This is a genomic window from Helicobacter saguini (assembly GCF_000762875.2).
Lineage (GTDB): Bacteria > Campylobacterota > Campylobacteria > Campylobacterales > Helicobacteraceae > Helicobacter_A > Helicobacter_A saguini.
In genome coordinates this window covers 24,104-39,880 of the sequence record NZ_JRMP02000018.1, presented here as the reverse complement: position 1 = coordinate 39,880, position 15,777 = coordinate 24,104, and the positions used below count along the sequence as shown (strand labels likewise).

The window sequence follows — 15,777 nt, the reverse complement described above, 5'->3', positions numbered from 1 at the left end:
ATTTAAGAAATTTTTTTTGTAATTTTAATAAAGTTATTAGTTACAATGTAATATTTATCAACGTTATAGTTTGTGTGGTTAGCTGCGGAGGGATTCTAAGCGTTCGTGGCGTGAGCCGATTTCTGTGATTTGTATGGCGAAGTTTCCATCCACTACTACTACTTCGCCCTTGCCTATGATTTTGTCATTGACTAGGATTTCTAGCGGGTCGCTTGCTAGTTGGTTTAGCTCGACTACGCTTCCTATATCCATTGAGATTACATCTTTCAACAACATTCGCTTTTGCCCGATGCGTACTTTCACATTTAAGCCGATGTCAAGTAGCATTCCTATGTTTCGCATTTCTTTAGCACTAAAGTCGGCTTTGCCACCGCCACCGCCGCCTGCGTGGGCTTCGGCTTTAGAATCTGCTTTCGCTCCATGCGTTAGTAGGTCGTTTGTGGTAAGCATTATTAGCTGTGATTCTACTGAATCTATTTTGACATCAAAGTGGCTTGCTTTTTGATATTCGGTTAATGCGCCACCTGATTCGACATTTTTTACTTCGGCTATGGAAAAGGCGAAATGCGGTAAGTTGCTGCTGCCCCCAAGTGCCGTAGATAGCGCACCTGTGATAGATTGAAAGACCTCTTTCAAGCCATCTTTATCATCATCATCCATCAAGTCCTTGCCTGTGTTGCCCTCACCCCCCATCATTAAGTCAGGCAAGGCGGTAGCGAGTAGTTCTGGCATAATAAAGCCTATGGAGCTGACTTTAGAGCCATTTAGCGTAACATCCACGCTTACCATACCAAAGGGATTTGGGAGCAAATCATCGCTTACATTGCCGTCCTCCTTGTGCGTAACGACCGCTGTGCGACCCATCATACCATCGATTGTGGCTTGCATTTCTTGTATGAAAAGCTGTATAAAATCATTCATTTTGTTTTCCTTTTGCTAGATTCTATTTTTGTAATTATAGAATCTAGATTCTAAGTTTTTTAAATGGCTATTAGTATTAAACAATTTTTATACCTTTTTGTAAGATAATTATAGAATCTAGATTCTATAAAAAATATGGTGGTGGGTGGGCGATTAGGAAAATCGCAAAGCGAAATAATAAAATCTAGATTCTATATTTTTTAAAATCTAATTTTTTATAGAATCTAGATTCTATATTTGCTAAAGATTCTAAAAAGTTTAGCTTTTTATTTTCCTATCATCCACCGCCCTTTTTAAGAATAGTTTATAGAATCTAAATTTAATTTTTAAATATTTTCTTTTATCTATTCCCGCCCAACCACCCTTAAGGTGAGATTATAAAATCTAGTCTCCGCCGCCGCCTTCATCGGCTAGGTCGGCTACGCGGCTTTTGCGTTGTGCTTCTAGCATTTCTATCATTTCTTTGACTTGGTCTTTTTCAGTTTTGATTTCATCAATTATTTGTATTGTCTTACGGAATCTTTGCAAACCGATTTTAGCGCGATACTTATCACGTCCATCTACACTCACGGTAACGCAATCATCAGCGACCCTATCTAGCATTATCACATCGCCAACTTTCAAATCTAGTATCTCTTTAAGCCCTAGCTCTGTGCTACCTAGCATAGCGGCAATATGCACGTCAGCGCCCCCGATTAATGCTTGTAATTCCCTATTACGAGATTTCTTACCGCTTGTTTCACTCATCATTAAATCGCGACTCGCCAAGCGGTTTAATATCGTCTCAAGCGAAATAACAGGATAGCAAATATTCATCATACCGCTACTATGCCCGATAACAATTTCCATAACAACCATTACGACAACTTCGTTTTGTGCCACGATTTGCACGACATTTGGGCTAGATTCCTTAGCATCAATGCTAGGGAAAATCTCTGCTACCGCCGACCAAGACTCTTTTAGATTCTGCATAATTTGTCGTAAAATCGTATCAAGCAAGTTCAATTCAATATTAGAAAACTCGCGCGTATCATCATACTGGTCACCCCGACCACCTAAAAGTCTATCTATCATAGGAAAGGCAATGCTAGGATTTATCTCTAAAACTCCTGCGCCATCAAGTGGCTTCATAGAAAAGACGTTAAAGCTAGTAGGCGTAGGCAATGACATCAAAAACTCACCATAAGTCATCTGGTCTACGCTATGTAGCTGAATCTCAACGATTGAACGCATAACTGATGAGATTTGATTAGCAAGGTTTCTAGCCATTTTATCATGTATGGAGCGAAAGCTTCTTAGCTGTTCGCGGCTCACACGATTAGGGCGGCGAAAGTCATAGACTATGATTTGCTTCTCAGGGGCAATATCGGCTTGCTCGGCGTCTTCTACCGCACCCTCTTCATCAACGACATTTAATAAAGAGTCAATTTCCTCTTGACTTAGAATCTTAGCCATTTGCTTCTCCTATTTCCTTGCGGATTTTTTTAATCACTTCTTTTGAGATTTGGGAGATTCTAGATTCTGTAATGTTTAGAATCTCGCTAATCTCATTTAAACTTAACTCCTCTAAATAATAAAGCTGGATTACTAGCTGGTCTCGCTCTGGCAATTTATGCAAGACTTTGTGGATTAAATCAACTAGCTCTTTTTGCTCGCAATACTGCAGTATATCGCCATCTTCTAACGCATTAAACTGCTCATCTAAGGGGACTACCGCATAAATATCTACGGCTAATTTTGCTTGTGCGATTTTTTCAATATCTTCATTCAAAACTTTTGCAAGATATTCATCGCTTGGCTCTTCTTCGTATTCATTAAAGTATTTTGAGACTTCAACTTCTATTTGCTTTATTAGCTTTCGGCTACTTCGTGAGACGACATCAAGGCTACGCAAATAATCTAGCATAGCGCCATTTACACGCGTTTTGGCATATCCCCAAAAGGAGTCATTTATACTAGCGTCATATCGCCTTGCAAGTTTGATTAGCTCCTCAGTGCCGATTGAGACTAAGTCATTCATATCAATGGAGCTAGGCAGCCGCTCTTTTAAGCGAAACGCCATAGCTTTTACCGCTGGTAAATACTGCAAGGCAAGCTCATCTTGTGAATTTTTCAAATACTCGCCATAAGCGCCCTGTGCTTTTACTTGTGTATTTAAAGCCTGTTGCATTAATATCCTTTGACTTTTTCTCTCAATTTATAGAATCTAAGATTCTAATCCGTGCTTTGCATACTTTTAATAAAGTTTCTAATGCTTTGAGCTTCCTGCTCTTTTCTATCAAATTCTTTACGATAATGCTCTAGGCTCTCTTCTAACTTCGCCTTATGCAAGATAGAATCATCATCGTTAGAAAACTTGTAGAAAATCGAAACACACACCTGAGTGATTAAGTAAATCCCCATAGTCGATAAAATCGTCCAAAGGACCATAAGCTCTGGCTCATCAAACTTAACCACACCAAACATAAGCCCTAAAAAGAAACCTACAACGATAGCAAAGCTAACATAATTATCTTGCCGTAACATTTTATAAATCCTTTTAAAAAAGATTCGTCTTCGCTTATCCTTCACAAAAACTTTTCGCCCACTCGCTGCGACAGACGTTTAGTCTAGTCTCGCATCGTGGGCAAAAAGGTTTTTGCAAAATATAGTCAAAATACTAGAATCTACAAAACCCCTAACTTTAGATTTTCCTAACTTTAGATTCTATAAATTCTAATATTTTGACTATACAAAAGAGAATCTACAAATATCCTATCATTCGCTTAAAGAAACTCTTAAAGCCACGCGACTCTAAAAGCATATTGTGTTCCATATCACTAACATCATGCACCAAAAGCGCGGCAATATCGCCAATGCCAACCGAAAAACTATTATAAGGCTCTGTCTTAGAAATTAACGCACGATTTCGTGTAGCCTTATTTACCGCAGGGCTATTTTCCAAGCCGCCCAAGTATTTTAACGTCAAATTTGGTATATGTTTTTTTGTAATAGATTCCATTCGCTCAAAGACTGCTAAGGCTTCCTTTTGACTTTTACACATATTTATTATCATAAAAATGGGCTGTTTTGAGTTCGCATTTAGCTTTATAGTCGCGTAAGCATCCGTGATGGCGGAAGGGTCAGGCATCGTAACCACGATAATATACTCACTAGCCTGCAAAATCGACTGATTTAGCGCACCAATCCCAGCGCCCGTATCAATCACAAAAAAATCAAGCGTATCCAAAATGCTACTCTCCTGCAGCACTTTCTCAATCACATTCATATTACTACCAGCATACTTTAGAATCTCTTCACCACTATCACCAGGTATCAAATACAAGTTTGGCTCAATCTCATACACCACATCATCAATGCTAACTTCGCCCTTTAACGCGTGCAGGATATTTTTATCAACCTTGATTCCAAAAATTAAATCAAGGTTAGCAAGACCAATATCCGCATCAAAGATTCCAACTTTAAAGCCTAGCTTATTAAGCTTATACGCCAAGTTCGCACTAATCGTGCTTTTACCCACGCCACCTTTGCCAGATGTCACCGCGATATACTTCGTATTCGCCTTAGTTTTCATCATAGATTCTAATTTTTTAGCTTGATTATCCACCATACTTTTTCCACATTTTGTTACATATTTTATAACTTTTTCCCTAAATATATAGCCCCAACTTCCTAGCTACAATAAAACTACAATTTTAACATATTTTTGCATAGAAAATCGTTAATTATGTAAAGTTTATAGAATCTAGATTCTGTATTTTTAGGTTAATAAATTTTACCATTTACAATTATATTTTATTTTAAACGATATTTTATAATTAAATGCTAACATTTTGCAATCGATTTTAGGAATGAAAATGATACAGCCAGCGCATTTACAAAATCTAATTAGCCAAATGGCGACCACAAAGGGCAAGGAGCTAAATGCCAACCTGCCGATGCTGCTTCGCATCCTTGATAAAAAGGGCGCGGACAAATATCTAGTCCAGCTTGGCAAGCTAATCATTGAGACGCAGAGCAATAAGGAGCTGAAAATCGGCACGAATTATTGGGCGAATGTCAAACAGGGCAAGGATGGGCTTATCATTAGCGACCTTATAAAGCAGCCAAAAATGCTTGAAACATTGAGTAATGCGCGGCTGAAACTCACTTCGAGCGATTTAAAAGAGCTAATGAGTGAAACGCAAAAGGGCGGGCGCGCTTTAGAGAGCGTATTTAAGGAGTTTTTGCTAGAGCGGCTGCCTTTGGCTACTTCTAAGCAGGAGTTTTTGGAGCTTTCAAACCTGCTTGTGGCGCTGCAAAATGGCGTATTTAGCATGGTGATACAAGATGAAAATGGCAAGGATAGCTTGGTGCAGCTTAAAAAGCAGGTTGATTTTTTAGAGTTTTATAGTTTGTTTCCGCACTTAGGCGAGATTAGCGGGGTGGTGTCGCGTGGGGATTTTACTTTTGATTCTACGGATTCTGCGAGTTTAGATTCTGAAAAATTGCCTGATTCTATAGAATCTAGCGATATAAATCTGCGAATGCAAGTGATGAGCAATCAAGTAAAAAATTTGCTATTAAAAAATATAGATTCACTAAAAGGCTTTAATGAAGTAAGAATTGACGTGGGCGAAACCACGCCACTATGGGATTTAAGCGCATTTGAGCCATCATATATTTTGAATTTGAAGGGGTAGGATTTTGGGGATTTTTGTTGCGATTTTAGCGCTAAGCTTTATCATTTTTTTTCACGAATTAGGTCATTTTTTAGCCGCTAGAATCTTTGGTGTAAAGGTGCTAATTTTCTCGCTTGGCTTTGGTAAAAAGATTTTTTCATTTGATTTTAAAGGGACGGAATATCGGCTCTCATTCATTCCTTTGGGTGGTTATGTAAAGCTTAAAGGTGAGATAGAAAATTCTAAAGATTCTAATTTTAGTGAATCTAAGTTAGGAAATTTGAAAGATTCTAAAATAGATTCTAATGTTACGCAAAATCTTTGCCAAAATATAGAATCTAGTTTGCAAGATTCTAAAGATACTAAGAATATAGAATCTAACTCGCAAGATTCACTAACAAAAAAGCACCCACTGCAAAGGATTGTTATTTTTTTATGCGGTCCTTTGTTTAATATTATTTTGGCGTTTTTGATTTATTTTTTCTTATTTGCAAATAATGGCGTTAGAATCTATAGCGAAGCTCCTGTTATAGATTCTGTAAGTAAAGATTATCTAGCATTTGGAATCTTAGAACAATATGATAAAATAATTAGCATAAATGATATTGAAGTAAAAAAATTTGAAGATATTACTAAGATTTTAAATTCAAAAGATTTGAAAGATTCTAAAGTGGCAAAAGTGAAAGTAAAAATTTTACGTCCAAAAGATTCTAAAGATTTTAAAATTTATTTTAATAAAAGTTGTGAAATTTCTAACTTAGAATCTTGTTATAAGTTAGATTCTACAAAGTTTCAAATTTTAGAAGTTTTTGTGCCTTTAAGTTCTATTGAATCTGGCGAAATGATAGAATCTAATTCGCAAGATTCTAATAAAGATTCTAAAAATATAGAATCTAACAAAAATTCTAATATTTCTAACTCTAAAAAAATAATACTTGGAATAACTGCATTTAATTATACTAAAAAGTTAGATTTTTCAGAATCTATAAAATATGCTACTAACACCACAATAGATTCTAGCCTTTTAATCTATGAAAGCCTAAAAAAGCTAATAATTGGCGCGATAGGCATTGAAAATCTAAGCGGAATCATCGGCATTACCGATGTTAGCGCGAAAGCGTATCAAAATAATTTCACAAGCTTCCTACTTATGCTATCCTTAATTTCCATAAATCTTGGCGTGATAAATCTCCTGCCACTGCCCATGCTAGATGGTGGGCAAATTATTTTCACACTTTATGAATGGCTTTTCCGTAAGCCGATAAATTATAAAGTTGCAAATATCCTAATTATTTTTGGTATAAGTTTCATAATTTGTATTATGGCAATTGGAATCTTTAATGATATTGTAAGAATTTTAACACAAAATTAAGCCTTTAACAAAATGAAAAATTATGCTAAAATACAAGATTTATTTTGCAAGTTAATCTAACAAAAAGTTTTTGATAAAAGTTGCAAAAATCCTAATAAAATGAAAGAAAAGTTATGAAAATCAGCCCACGATATGTCCTGCCAAATCTCTTTACTGCCGCTAGCATTTTTATGGGAATCTTAGCCATTTTTATGGCACATAAAGGTTTAATGAATGCCGATTCTAAGGCATTTACGACGGCTTGTTGGTATATTTTGTTTTCGATGGTTTTGGATGGACTTGATGGGCGTGTGGCACGCCTTACAAATACGGCTAGTAAGTTTGGCGTGGAGTTTGACTCTCTTGCCGACGTAGTGGCCTTTGGTGTCGCTCCTGCCGTGCTTGTTTTTTTTTATGTGGGGCATGAGTATGGGCGATATGGTATGGCAATTAGTGGGCTTTTTGTCGTGCTGGGCGCGATTCGCCTTGCGCGTTTTAACATTACTACAAGTCCAGAGACCAACTCGTTTATCGGGCTTCCTATTCCCTCTGCTGCGGCGATTATTTGCCTTTGGATTTTGGTGATTGAGTATAAAAGGCTTGAGTTTTGGGGGGTTTCTAGCTTTGTTAGTTCTCATAATTATCTCTTTTTAATTCTCACTTTTCTAGTGGCAATACTAATGGTAAGCAATATCCGCTATCCAAGTTTTAAAAAAATCAAGTGGAATTTGAAATATTTTGTGCTGCTTTTGCTAGTTCTAACCTGCGTGATAGTCCAGCCTAGCCTTAGTTTGTGCCTTATTTTTAGTGCGTATATTTTGTATGGAATCTTGCGCTGGTTTTTCATCGTGGTTTTTAAGATTATTTTTAAGAGAAAAATTAGCAATGAAAGTTAATTTTTTGCTATAATTCTTAGCTTATTTGTAATTGAAAGGTGGTGATGCGTATGCCGGGTGTTAAGTCAAAAGATAGCGAGAGCTTTGATGAAATGTATCGAAGATTCAAAAAACAAGCAGATAGAAACTTGATTGTGACAGAATGTCGTGCTAGACGCTTTTTTGAGTCTGCGACTGAAAGACGTAAGAAAAATAAAATTAATGCTAAGAAAAAAATGCTTAAACGTCTTTATATGCTTAGACGATATGAATCAAGATTATAGAATCTAGATTCTGTAACTTTTCGTAGCTTAGAATTATAAATATTCTAAGTTTTTTACTTCCGATTTATTCGTAATTGATATTTTATTTACAATCTTAACATTTAGATTCTAAAATATATACTTTTATCAAAGGGTAAGTTATGAAAATAGGTATTGTAAAAGAGATTATGAATCACGAGCATCGTGTGGGGCTTATCCCTAGCGATGTTAGGGCGTTAAAAGATTCTAATAAAAAAAATGAGATTATGGTGGAGAGCGGCTTAGGGGCTACTATCGGCTACAGCGATAAGGACTACGAAAAGGCTGGTGCGACAATCATAAAGGAAGCCAAAAAAGTGTGGCAAAACGCCGAAATGATAGTCAAATGCAAAGAGCCGCTTGAGTGCGAGTTTAAATATTTGCACAAAGATTTGATTTTGTATAGCTTTTTGGACTTGGCGTATAGCAAGGAGTTGGCGACTGCGTTAGTAGATTCTAAAGTGACATCCATTTGCGGTGAGACGATAGCTGGGGCGCGGGGCGATTATCCCATTTTAAGTGCGATGAGTGAAATCACAGGGAAATTCGCCTCACAACACGCCGCGACACTGCTTAGTATAAACTACGGCGGACGCGGGATTTTGCTCGGTGGATGTGTAGGCATCGCCCCTGCTCGTGCGGTCGTGGTAGGCGGTGGCGTGGTAGGGATGAATGCCGCGCGTGTGCTAGCTGGGATGGGCGCTGATGTGAGCGTGCTTGATATAAATGTCGCAAAACTTGCCACGCATCCGCTAGTAATCGACAATCGCGTTAAGGTTTTATATTGCGATGAAATCTCGTTAAATACGGCGTTGAGCGGCGCTGACATTTTAATCGGTGCGGTTTTAGTCACCGCAAATGCCACGCCAAAAGTGGTAAAATCTCGCCACTTAAAAGCGATGAATAAAGGCGGCGTGGTGCTTGATGTAAGCGTGGATTTGGGCGGCTGCGTGGAAGGCGCTCGTCAAACTACACACGATAAGCCAACTTATGAGCTAAATGGGCTGACTTTTTATGGTGTGCCAAATATCCCGGGCGTTGTGGCGCGCACTTCTAGCATTAGCTATTCTAGGGAATCTTTGCCTTATGTAATTGAAATTGCCAAAAATGGCTTTAAATCAATGCTTAAACTACCCGGGGCAATCGGGGGCTTAAACGCATTTAATGGCTACATCACACTAGAATCCATTGCAAAAGCTTTCAAGTTGCCATATAAAAACTCGTTTGAGATTATGGAAAGCTAATATGATTAAAATATTGTAAAATAACATTATTGGAATCTAAATTCTTAGATTCTATTGCTATAATTAAATCTTTATAAATTCTATAGGATTTTAGAATACACAATTTAAGGAGATTTTATGCTTGAAATAGGTATTTTTGGTGCGACTGGCAAGGTTGGCAAGGTGCTGGTGCAAGAGATTTTGCAGGATAAAAGTGCGCGTCTTGCGAGCGTTTATGTGCGTAACGAGCTTGATTACAATGTGCCGCCTGAAACGATGGTGACTGAGGATATGAATACTTTTGTGGAGAGTAGCAAGGTCATCATTGATTTTTCAAGCAAGGAGGCGGCACAAAAACTGCTAGAGCACGCCGCAGAACACCCTATACCGCTTGTGATAGGCACGACTGGGCTTGATAAGACGCACTTTGAGCTAATGGAAAAATGCGCGAAAAAAATGCCTGTGCTTTACGCGGCGAATATGAGCGAGGGCGTGGCGATTTTGAATGAAATCGTGGCGATGGTGAGTAAAAAATTACGCGATTATGACATTGAGATTTGCGAGATGCACCATCGCTTGAAAAAGGATGCGCCAAGTGGCACGGCACTGCATTTGGCGGAGTCTGCGGCCTCCGCGCGTGGGCTAGATTCTAGCGTGTTTAAGATAGGGCGAGATTCTAAGGACTGCGAGCGTAAAAAGGATGAAATCGGCATTTTGAGTATGCGTGGCGGCGATATTGTGGGCAAGCACACGATAGGATTCTATGCGGATGGCGAGTTTTTGGAATTTACACATACGGCGACTTCGCGTGTGACCTTTGCAAAAGGTGCGCTGCGTGCGGCTGAGTGGCTTATTAAAAAGGAAAATGGACTTTACAATATGCAGGATATTTTTAGGTTGTAATTCATTTTACATTGCGATATTACTATAAAAAGTGACAAAATATTCAATTTAAACTCATTGAATATTTATAGATTATAAAACTTGTTAAAATAGACTCTATGCTTTGTTTAAAATTTGCTTAAAATATTTATTTTTGGTAGATTTTTGTAAAAATAGATTCCATAAAGTAAAAATTTGTTTATTTTTAGAATCTAAATAGCATTGCTTAATTATTTTTAGTTAGAATACGCATTTTAGTTTATTAACGAAAGGGAGAGATGAGTAAGCAGGGCAAGGTCATAGCGATTACTTCTGGTAAGGGTGGCGTGGGTAAAAGCACGGCTACGGCAAATATCGGCGTTGGTTTGTCACAGCGCGGGAAAAAGACTATTGCCATTGATTTTGACATTGGGCTGCGTAATCTTGATATGATACTAGGCTTGGAGCGGCGGATTGTGTATGATGTAATCGATGTTATGGAGGGCAAGTGCAATCTGGCTCAAGCGATTATCAATCACAAAAAGGCGAAAAATCTCTACTTTATCCCCGCGTCTCAAACTAAGGATAAGACGATTTTAGACAAGGATAAAGTGCGTGAGTTGCTTGAGAAGCTAAAGGGCGAGTTTGACTACATTTTGCTTGATAGTCCGGCTGGGATTGAGGGCGGATTTGAGCATACTATTTTTTGGAGTGATATGGCGTTAATTGTCGTTACGCCCGAGATTAGCTCTGTGCGTGATAGCGATAGGGTCATCGGTATCATTGATTCTAAAAGTGATAAGGCAAGGCAGGGGCAGGAAGTGGAAAAATTTATCATTGTAAATCGCTTTAATCCCGAGCTAGTCGCGCGTGGCGAGATGCTAAGTGTGGATGATGTGTTAGAGATTTTGGCGTTGCCGCTAATCGGTATTGTGCCTGAAGATTCTAATGTAATTAAAGCCACGAATAGCGGCGAACCAGCGATATTTTCAAGAAGTAGTAGTGGTTTGGCGTATGAGCGAATCGCAGGGAGAATCGTGGGTGAAGATATTCCTTTTAAAGAATTTAGCACACAAAGTGGCTTTATGTCAAGCATTAAAAAGATATTAGGAATGAAAGGATAAGCAATGAAAAGTTATAAAATATGGAATTTTTTTATAGAATCTGGGTTGTTGTTAAAACTAGATTCTAAACGTTGTGGAGATTCTAAAAATATTATAGATTCTATAATTATAAAAATAAAAAATTATATATTATGGAAGTTTATAGAATCTAAATTTATAAGATATAAAGGTTATGGAATATGGAAGTTAGATTCTAAAGATTTTATAAAATCTGCGAATTTACAGAATCTAGATTCTAAAAATGCGATAAATTCTAAAAGCATTAAAGATTCTAAAGAAATTACAGAATCTATAACTATAAATTTTCAAACATTACAGAATCTAAAACAATTACAAAGGTAAAATTATGTTTTTTCTAAGATTTAAAGATAAGGGAACTGCGAGCACCGCAAAAAAGCGATTGCAAGAAACACTCGCAAATGATAGGAATGCGAATATCGCCTACCTTGATGATTTGAAAAATGATATTATCACGCTCATTCGCAAGTATTCGCCAAACTCCTGCGTGGATGTGAATGCGTGTGCGAATCGCAATAATACGCTAGATATTAAGGTAAATATCAAAAATATATAGATTCTCATTTTCAAAGGAAAGTATTTTAAAACGATAATAAATATTAGAAATTTTTTAAAATATTGTAACAAAAATGCTAATTTTAATGTAAAATATAAGACTAAGTTTTAGGATAAAAGGGACAAATTTATGAGTTTTTATAGAAATCTTTCGTTAAAAGTTAAGATTTTATTGTTTGCGAATGGGACGATATTTTCGCTATTTGTGCTAATGATTATCTTGTATCTTAGCAATAGGACTATTCAAGATTTAACCACGATTGAGACTTACAACATTCTAAAGACAGAGACAAGTGAGAAAATCCAGCTAGCAACGGATTCTACGGCGAGTATGCTAGGCGATTTGATAAAAGATTTGGATAATGAGCAAGATAAAATCGCTGTGATTGCTAAGGCGATTGAGAATTTTAGATTTGAAGATGATAAGTCAGGCTATTATTTCGCTTATAAGGCACACGTCCCTGTGGCGCATCCTACGCGAAAGGACTTGCTAGGCAAGGATTTAAGTGGCGCAAAGGATAAAAATGGCGTGGCGTATGTCGCAGAGCTTTATAAACGCGCACAGGCTGGGGGCGGCTTTGTTGAGTTTGTCTTTACAAAGCCCACGCCCAAGGGCTTGGTAGATACTGATAAACTTGCCTACGCAACTTTCATTCCAAATACTGATAATATTTGGATTAGCACGGGGACTTATATTGATAATTTGAGCGCGGATGCTAAGGTTGTAAGTAGCAAGATTGATGATATGCTAGAGCATGAAAACTACACGGCGATGGGCATTTCTTTCCTTGTGTTTTTGGCGATTTTCACCCCACTTTCTTTCCTATTTTACTTTAATCTTACAAATAGTATGAAAAGTATTTTGGAAGGGCTAACTAGCTTTTTTAAATTTTTAAATTACGAGACAAAAAGTGTGGAATTAATCCCGCTAGATTCTAAAGATGAGTTTGGACAACTTGCAAAACGCGTAAATGACAGCATTAATAAGACGCATAAAAGTTTGGAGAAAGATTCTATATTCTTAAATGAAATAGGTAGTATTGTCAAAGATATAAATAATGGGAATCTAGCCCAAGAGATTAAAGAAGTGCCGATTTCACCGCAGCTAAACGAGCTAAAAACGATGATAAATGAGATGCTTTTGTATTTTCAAAGCAATATAGGAAAGAATCTTAATGATGTAATGAGAATCTTTGAATCTTACACTGCCCTAGATTTTACGACTAATATTGCAGATTCTAAAGGAAAGCTAGAAATCGCCGCAAATGCTTTGGGTGCTGAAATTCGCAAAATGCTAACCGACTCAGCCCACATCGCAAATGACTTAAGCAATAGCTCGCAACTATTAGAAGAAGCCGTGCAAAATCTTACAAGTAGCTCACAAGAGCAGGCTAGCTCTGTCGCTCAAACCGCGCAAGCCACGCTAGAAATCACATCCACAATGCAAAATGTCAATGACAAAACGCACCAAATGACCGCTCAAAGCGAAGATATAAAAAATGTGATAGGCATAATAAGAGATATTGCGGAGCAGACAAACTTACTGGCCTTGAATGCAGCAATCGAAGCCGCAAGGGCTGGAGAACATGGACGTGGCTTTGCCGTAGTCGCTGATGAAGTAAGGAAACTAGCCGAACGCACACAGAAGTCTTTAGGCGAAATTGAAGCAAACACAAACATCTTAGTGCAGTCAATAAATGATATGGCAGAATCTATAAAAGAGCAAACAATAGGCATTGAGCAGGTAAATGGCACGATAAATCTAATCGAAAATAACACGCAAAGTAACCTTGCCATCGCCACCAAGTCCCAAGACATCGCCCAAGATGTCCGCAACATCGCCAAATCAATCCTTGATGACACTAATAAGAAAAAGTTTTAGAAACTTATAGAATCTAGATTCTAAAAGACTCCTTAAAACCTAAAAACTAAAATATTCCTAATAAAAAATGTTTTGGAAAAATTAAGAGAATGGAGTATCATAAATATGCAATTAAACTATTTGGCTTTGATGTTGGGAGACTAGATTCTAAAAATATCACTAAAAAGCCTTTTATTGCAAGGAAAAACTATGATATTACTTTGGCTAGGATTCTAAAAGGAGCGTTTAATAATAAAGAGTTTTTGGACGCTTTAAAAGAGTGTAGCAAAAAAGAGTATTTTTTAAACTTAGAATCTAGCTATGAAAATTGCCTAAAAGGTGAGCTAGATTCTACGCTTAGCGAAATTATTTTTAATAATGATTTAATTTTAGATTATAAAGATATAAATGAGTTTTTAATGGATTTATCAAGTCTTAAAGACTTTTATAGCGAATTAGAAATGCAAGAATATTTAAAAAATGAAAATATTAGCTTGGCTGAAAAAATCGCTTATATAGAATCTTATAGCGTTTTTTAGAATTTTTTGCCGATATTTAGCTATAATTTAGTATTTAAAGGTTGTTTGATTTATGTTTTCTTTAACTATTAGTGAAGTTGTTAGTCTTATGGGTGTTACTATTGCAGGGATAGGAGTATGTGCTACTTTAATTACAATCGGTGTAAGTTTATATGCGATAATAACGCAAAGAGCTTTAAGCAAAAGGCTTGAGAGCGAGTTTAAAACAAAATTTGATGATATGTTAATGAAAATTGCTGATGACCCTGTCAAATTAGAGCAATTTATAGAAATGGTTGTTAGTAAAGAGCAATTTAAAGAAAGATTTTTAGGATTAATGCAAATAGAGATAGAAAATATTTTAGATTCTAGAGAAAACTTTAAGCAGGATAAAAATGACGATAAAGAAACAAAAGAGTTATTTCAAGCAAAGGAGCTAAAATGAATATAGAGAGTTTAAATGCTATTCTTTTAGGTAAAGATGCTAGTGATTTACTGAAATATCTTAATATTGATTGCGCTCCTATTGATATAAAAACAATATTACGAAAAGATTTAAATATCGTTATAAAAGATGATATAGAGTGGGATAAATTAGCACTTGATGGTTCAGTGTATTTGAAAAATGGATACCCTGAAATATGGATTAATATTACTATGCCTGAATATAGACAAAATTTTACTTTAGCCCACGAGTTAGGACACATTATAAATGATATATTACCAAATATAGAATATTACGCAAATAGTGCTATTAAAGATAATTATGCAACACTTTATCGTGGTAAGAATATTAATTTTATGGAAAAAAGAGCAAATAATTTTGCTGTAAATTTTCTTATGCCAACAAAACTTATTGCCAAAGAAGCAAAGGAATTAAGCAAGACGAGTGCATTTAAAGAACTTACATTGCAACAAGTTATACAAAGAATGGCTGATAGATTCCGCGTTTCTTTTGAAGCGATGAAATGGCGATTAATCAATCTAGGATATATTCGAAATACAATAAAAAACTAATTTTTTGCTTTTAATTCCTTTCTATTACAAATACCGATATTTACTTTTTTTGCTTTATTTTATAAGATTTTGCAATTTTAAAAGGTTAAGTTATGAATGATTTAAGGGAATTAGATTTTAGTGTTGAAAAAGCAGTGTTAAAGTCTGCTTATGGCAGTGAAATTTGCACTTATGAAAATGTAAGTGAGCTGCCTATCAACACAAATCGCGATTATTACGAAACTAATTTAGGAATTCTTTACATTCATAAAGGCGAGGGTAAGTTGCCGCTAGAACTTGCTAGAAAACCTTTACTTTATCTAAAACAAGCCCTTTTACACGAAAATTTTCTAAAAGAGCTTGATAAAGCGTTAGTGGGGGATAATTATGATAGATATTTTACTAATGCGGTAAAAGAATTTGAGTTAATCAATGATTATGACAAAAAAATTAAACATAGCGAGTTTAACGAAGTAATTTCGCAGTTTTTGGCAAAAATATCTTAATTTAA

19 protein-coding genes are annotated in these 15,777 nt (G+C 36.4%); 14 read left to right on the top strand and 5 right to left on the bottom strand.

The features are described 5' to 3' along the window. Positions 1 to 78: 78 nt before the first annotated feature. The 5 genes from fliY to LS64_RS09905 all read right to left on the bottom strand — a co-directional run bounded on the left by fliY (position 79) and on the right by LS64_RS09905 (position 4,531). Complete coding sequence (gene fliY, locus LS64_RS09925; RefSeq protein ID WP_034573640.1) at positions 79 to 921, bottom strand: flagellar motor switch protein FliY; 843 nt, start codon at positions 919 to 921, stop codon at positions 79 to 81. 384 nt (positions 922 to 1,305) lie between these two features. Next, entirely contained in the window at positions 1,306 to 2,376 is a 1,071-nt protein-coding gene (fliM, locus tag LS64_RS09920; RefSeq protein ID WP_118962087.1) for a flagellar motor switch protein FliM, read from the bottom strand. Next, positions 2,369 to 3,091 (bottom strand): RNA polymerase sigma factor FliA, encoded by a 723-nt coding sequence (locus tag LS64_RS09915; protein ID WP_034572454.1) that lies wholly within the window; start codon positions 3,089 to 3,091, stop codon positions 2,369 to 2,371. The genes fliM and LS64_RS09915 overlap by 8 nt, the downstream gene beginning before the upstream one ends. Positions 3,092 to 3,135: 44 nt before the next feature. Next, complete coding sequence (locus LS64_RS09910) at positions 3,136 to 3,447, bottom strand: hypothetical protein (RefSeq protein WP_034572451.1); 312 nt, start codon at positions 3,445 to 3,447, stop codon at positions 3,136 to 3,138. 217 nt (positions 3,448 to 3,664) lie between these two features. Continuing rightward, positions 3,665 to 4,531, bottom strand: a complete 867-nt coding sequence (locus tag LS64_RS09905; protein ID WP_034572449.1) for a P-loop NTPase — start codon at positions 4,529 to 4,531, stop codon at positions 3,665 to 3,667. A gap of 247 nt (positions 4,532 to 4,778) precedes the next feature. Between LS64_RS09905 and LS64_RS09900 the strand changes: the two genes are divergently transcribed. The 14 genes from LS64_RS09900 (at position 4,779) to LS64_RS09835 (ending at position 15,772) form a co-directional block, all read left to right on the top strand. Beyond that, entirely contained in the window at positions 4,779 to 5,603 is an 825-nt protein-coding gene (locus tag LS64_RS09900) for a hypothetical protein (protein ID WP_034572446.1), read from the top strand. Between the two features lie 4 nt (positions 5,604 to 5,607). Further along, positions 5,608 to 6,954, top strand: coding sequence for an RIP metalloprotease RseP (gene rseP / locus LS64_RS09895; RefSeq protein WP_034572444.1), 1,347 nt, complete (start codon positions 5,608 to 5,610; stop codon positions 6,952 to 6,954). 113 nt (positions 6,955 to 7,067) lie between these two features. Then, complete coding sequence (gene pssA / locus LS64_RS09890) at positions 7,068 to 7,829, top strand: CDP-diacylglycerol--serine O-phosphatidyltransferase (protein ID WP_034572442.1); 762 nt, start codon at positions 7,068 to 7,070, stop codon at positions 7,827 to 7,829. Between the two features lie 50 nt (positions 7,830 to 7,879). After that, positions 7,880 to 8,092, top strand: a complete 213-nt coding sequence (gene rpsU / locus LS64_RS09885; protein ID WP_034574578.1) for a 30S ribosomal protein S21 — start codon at positions 7,880 to 7,882, stop codon at positions 8,090 to 8,092. A gap of 140 nt (positions 8,093 to 8,232) precedes the next feature. After that, the gene (locus LS64_RS09880) at positions 8,233 to 9,354 is read left to right on the top strand and encodes an alanine dehydrogenase (protein ID WP_034572440.1); all 1,122 of its coding nucleotides are present in this window, start codon (positions 8,233 to 8,235) and stop codon (positions 9,352 to 9,354) included. Positions 9,355 to 9,471: 117 nt separating this feature from the next. Beyond that, entirely contained in the window at positions 9,472 to 10,236 is a 765-nt protein-coding gene (gene dapB, locus LS64_RS09875) for a 4-hydroxy-tetrahydrodipicolinate reductase (RefSeq protein ID WP_118949309.1), read from the top strand. A gap of 257 nt (positions 10,237 to 10,493) precedes the next feature. After that, positions 10,494 to 11,318 carry a septum site-determining protein MinD gene (gene minD / locus LS64_RS09870; RefSeq protein ID WP_034573119.1) on the top strand — a complete coding sequence of 275 codons (825 nt, stop codon included), beginning with the start codon at positions 10,494 to 10,496 and terminating at the stop codon, positions 11,316 to 11,318. Between the two features lie 3 nt (positions 11,319 to 11,321). Then, positions 11,322 to 11,660 carry a hypothetical protein gene (locus tag LS64_RS09865; protein WP_034573117.1) on the top strand — a complete coding sequence of 113 codons (339 nt, stop codon included), beginning with the start codon at positions 11,322 to 11,324 and terminating at the stop codon, positions 11,658 to 11,660. A gap of 4 nt (positions 11,661 to 11,664) precedes the next feature. Beyond that, positions 11,665 to 11,892, top strand: coding sequence for a cell division topological specificity factor MinE (locus LS64_RS09860; protein ID WP_052062625.1), 228 nt, complete (start codon positions 11,665 to 11,667; stop codon positions 11,890 to 11,892). A 129-nt stretch (positions 11,893 to 12,021) separates the two neighbouring features. After that, on the top strand, positions 12,022 to 13,773 hold the full coding sequence (locus LS64_RS09855) for a methyl-accepting chemotaxis protein (protein WP_118988443.1): 1,752 nt from the start codon (positions 12,022 to 12,024) through the stop codon (positions 13,771 to 13,773). Positions 13,774 to 13,862: 89 nt separating this feature from the next. After that, positions 13,863 to 14,291, top strand: a complete 429-nt coding sequence (locus LS64_RS09850; protein WP_034573535.1) for a hypothetical protein — start codon at positions 13,863 to 13,865, stop codon at positions 14,289 to 14,291. Positions 14,292 to 14,343: 52 nt separating this feature from the next. Beyond that, positions 14,344 to 14,715 carry a hypothetical protein gene (locus tag LS64_RS09845; protein ID WP_034573532.1) on the top strand — a complete coding sequence of 124 codons (372 nt, stop codon included), beginning with the start codon at positions 14,344 to 14,346 and terminating at the stop codon, positions 14,713 to 14,715. Continuing rightward, positions 14,712 to 15,287: an ImmA/IrrE family metallo-endopeptidase gene (locus LS64_RS09840; protein ID WP_034573529.1), complete on the top strand. Its 576-nt coding sequence runs from the start codon at positions 14,712 to 14,714 to the stop codon at positions 15,285 to 15,287. Before LS64_RS09845 ends, LS64_RS09840 begins: the two co-directional genes overlap by 4 nt. A 92-nt stretch (positions 15,288 to 15,379) precedes the next feature. Further along, complete coding sequence (locus LS64_RS09835; RefSeq protein WP_034573527.1) at positions 15,380 to 15,772, top strand: hypothetical protein; 393 nt, start codon at positions 15,380 to 15,382, stop codon at positions 15,770 to 15,772. The last annotated feature ends 5 nt before the right edge of the window (positions 15,773 to 15,777 follow it).

Bases quoted from the DNA above. Each gene is read 5' to 3' on its own strand.
- fliY (WP_034573640.1), bottom strand. From the start codon at position 921: ATGAATGATTTTATACAGCTTTTCATACAAGAAATGCAAGCCACAATC.
- fliM (WP_118962087.1), bottom strand. From the start codon at position 2,376: ATGGCTAAGATTCTAAGTCAAGAGGAAATTGACTCTTTATTAAATGTC.
- LS64_RS09915 (WP_034572454.1), bottom strand. From the start codon at position 3,091: ATGCAACAGGCTTTAAATACACAAGTAAAAGCACAGGGCGCTTATGGC.
- LS64_RS09910 (WP_034572451.1), bottom strand. From the start codon at position 3,447: ATGTTACGGCAAGATAATTATGTTAGCTTTGCTATCGTTGTAGGTTTC.
- LS64_RS09905 (WP_034572449.1), bottom strand. From the start codon at position 4,531: ATGGTGGATAATCAAGCTAAAAAATTAGAATCTATGATGAAAACTAAG.
- LS64_RS09900 (WP_034572446.1), top strand. From the start codon at position 4,779: ATGATACAGCCAGCGCATTTACAAAATCTAATTAGCCAAATGGCGACC.
- pssA (WP_034572442.1), top strand. From the start codon at position 7,068: ATGAAAATCAGCCCACGATATGTCCTGCCAAATCTCTTTACTGCCGCT.
- rpsU (WP_034574578.1), top strand. From the start codon at position 7,880: ATGCCGGGTGTTAAGTCAAAAGATAGCGAGAGCTTTGATGAAATGTAT.
- LS64_RS09880 (WP_034572440.1), top strand. From the start codon at position 8,233: ATGAAAATAGGTATTGTAAAAGAGATTATGAATCACGAGCATCGTGTG.
- dapB (WP_118949309.1), top strand. From the start codon at position 9,472: ATGCTTGAAATAGGTATTTTTGGTGCGACTGGCAAGGTTGGCAAGGTG.
- minD (WP_034573119.1), top strand. From the start codon at position 10,494: ATGAGTAAGCAGGGCAAGGTCATAGCGATTACTTCTGGTAAGGGTGGC.
- LS64_RS09865 (WP_034573117.1), top strand. From the start codon at position 11,322: ATGAAAAGTTATAAAATATGGAATTTTTTTATAGAATCTGGGTTGTTG.
- LS64_RS09860 (WP_052062625.1), top strand. From the start codon at position 11,665: ATGTTTTTTCTAAGATTTAAAGATAAGGGAACTGCGAGCACCGCAAAA.
- LS64_RS09855 (WP_118988443.1), top strand. From the start codon at position 12,022: ATGAGTTTTTATAGAAATCTTTCGTTAAAAGTTAAGATTTTATTGTTT.
- LS64_RS09850 (WP_034573535.1), top strand. From the start codon at position 13,863: ATGGAGTATCATAAATATGCAATTAAACTATTTGGCTTTGATGTTGGG.
- LS64_RS09845 (WP_034573532.1), top strand. From the start codon at position 14,344: ATGTTTTCTTTAACTATTAGTGAAGTTGTTAGTCTTATGGGTGTTACT.
- LS64_RS09840 (WP_034573529.1), top strand. From the start codon at position 14,712: ATGAATATAGAGAGTTTAAATGCTATTCTTTTAGGTAAAGATGCTAGT.
- LS64_RS09835 (WP_034573527.1), top strand. From the start codon at position 15,380: ATGAATGATTTAAGGGAATTAGATTTTAGTGTTGAAAAAGCAGTGTTA.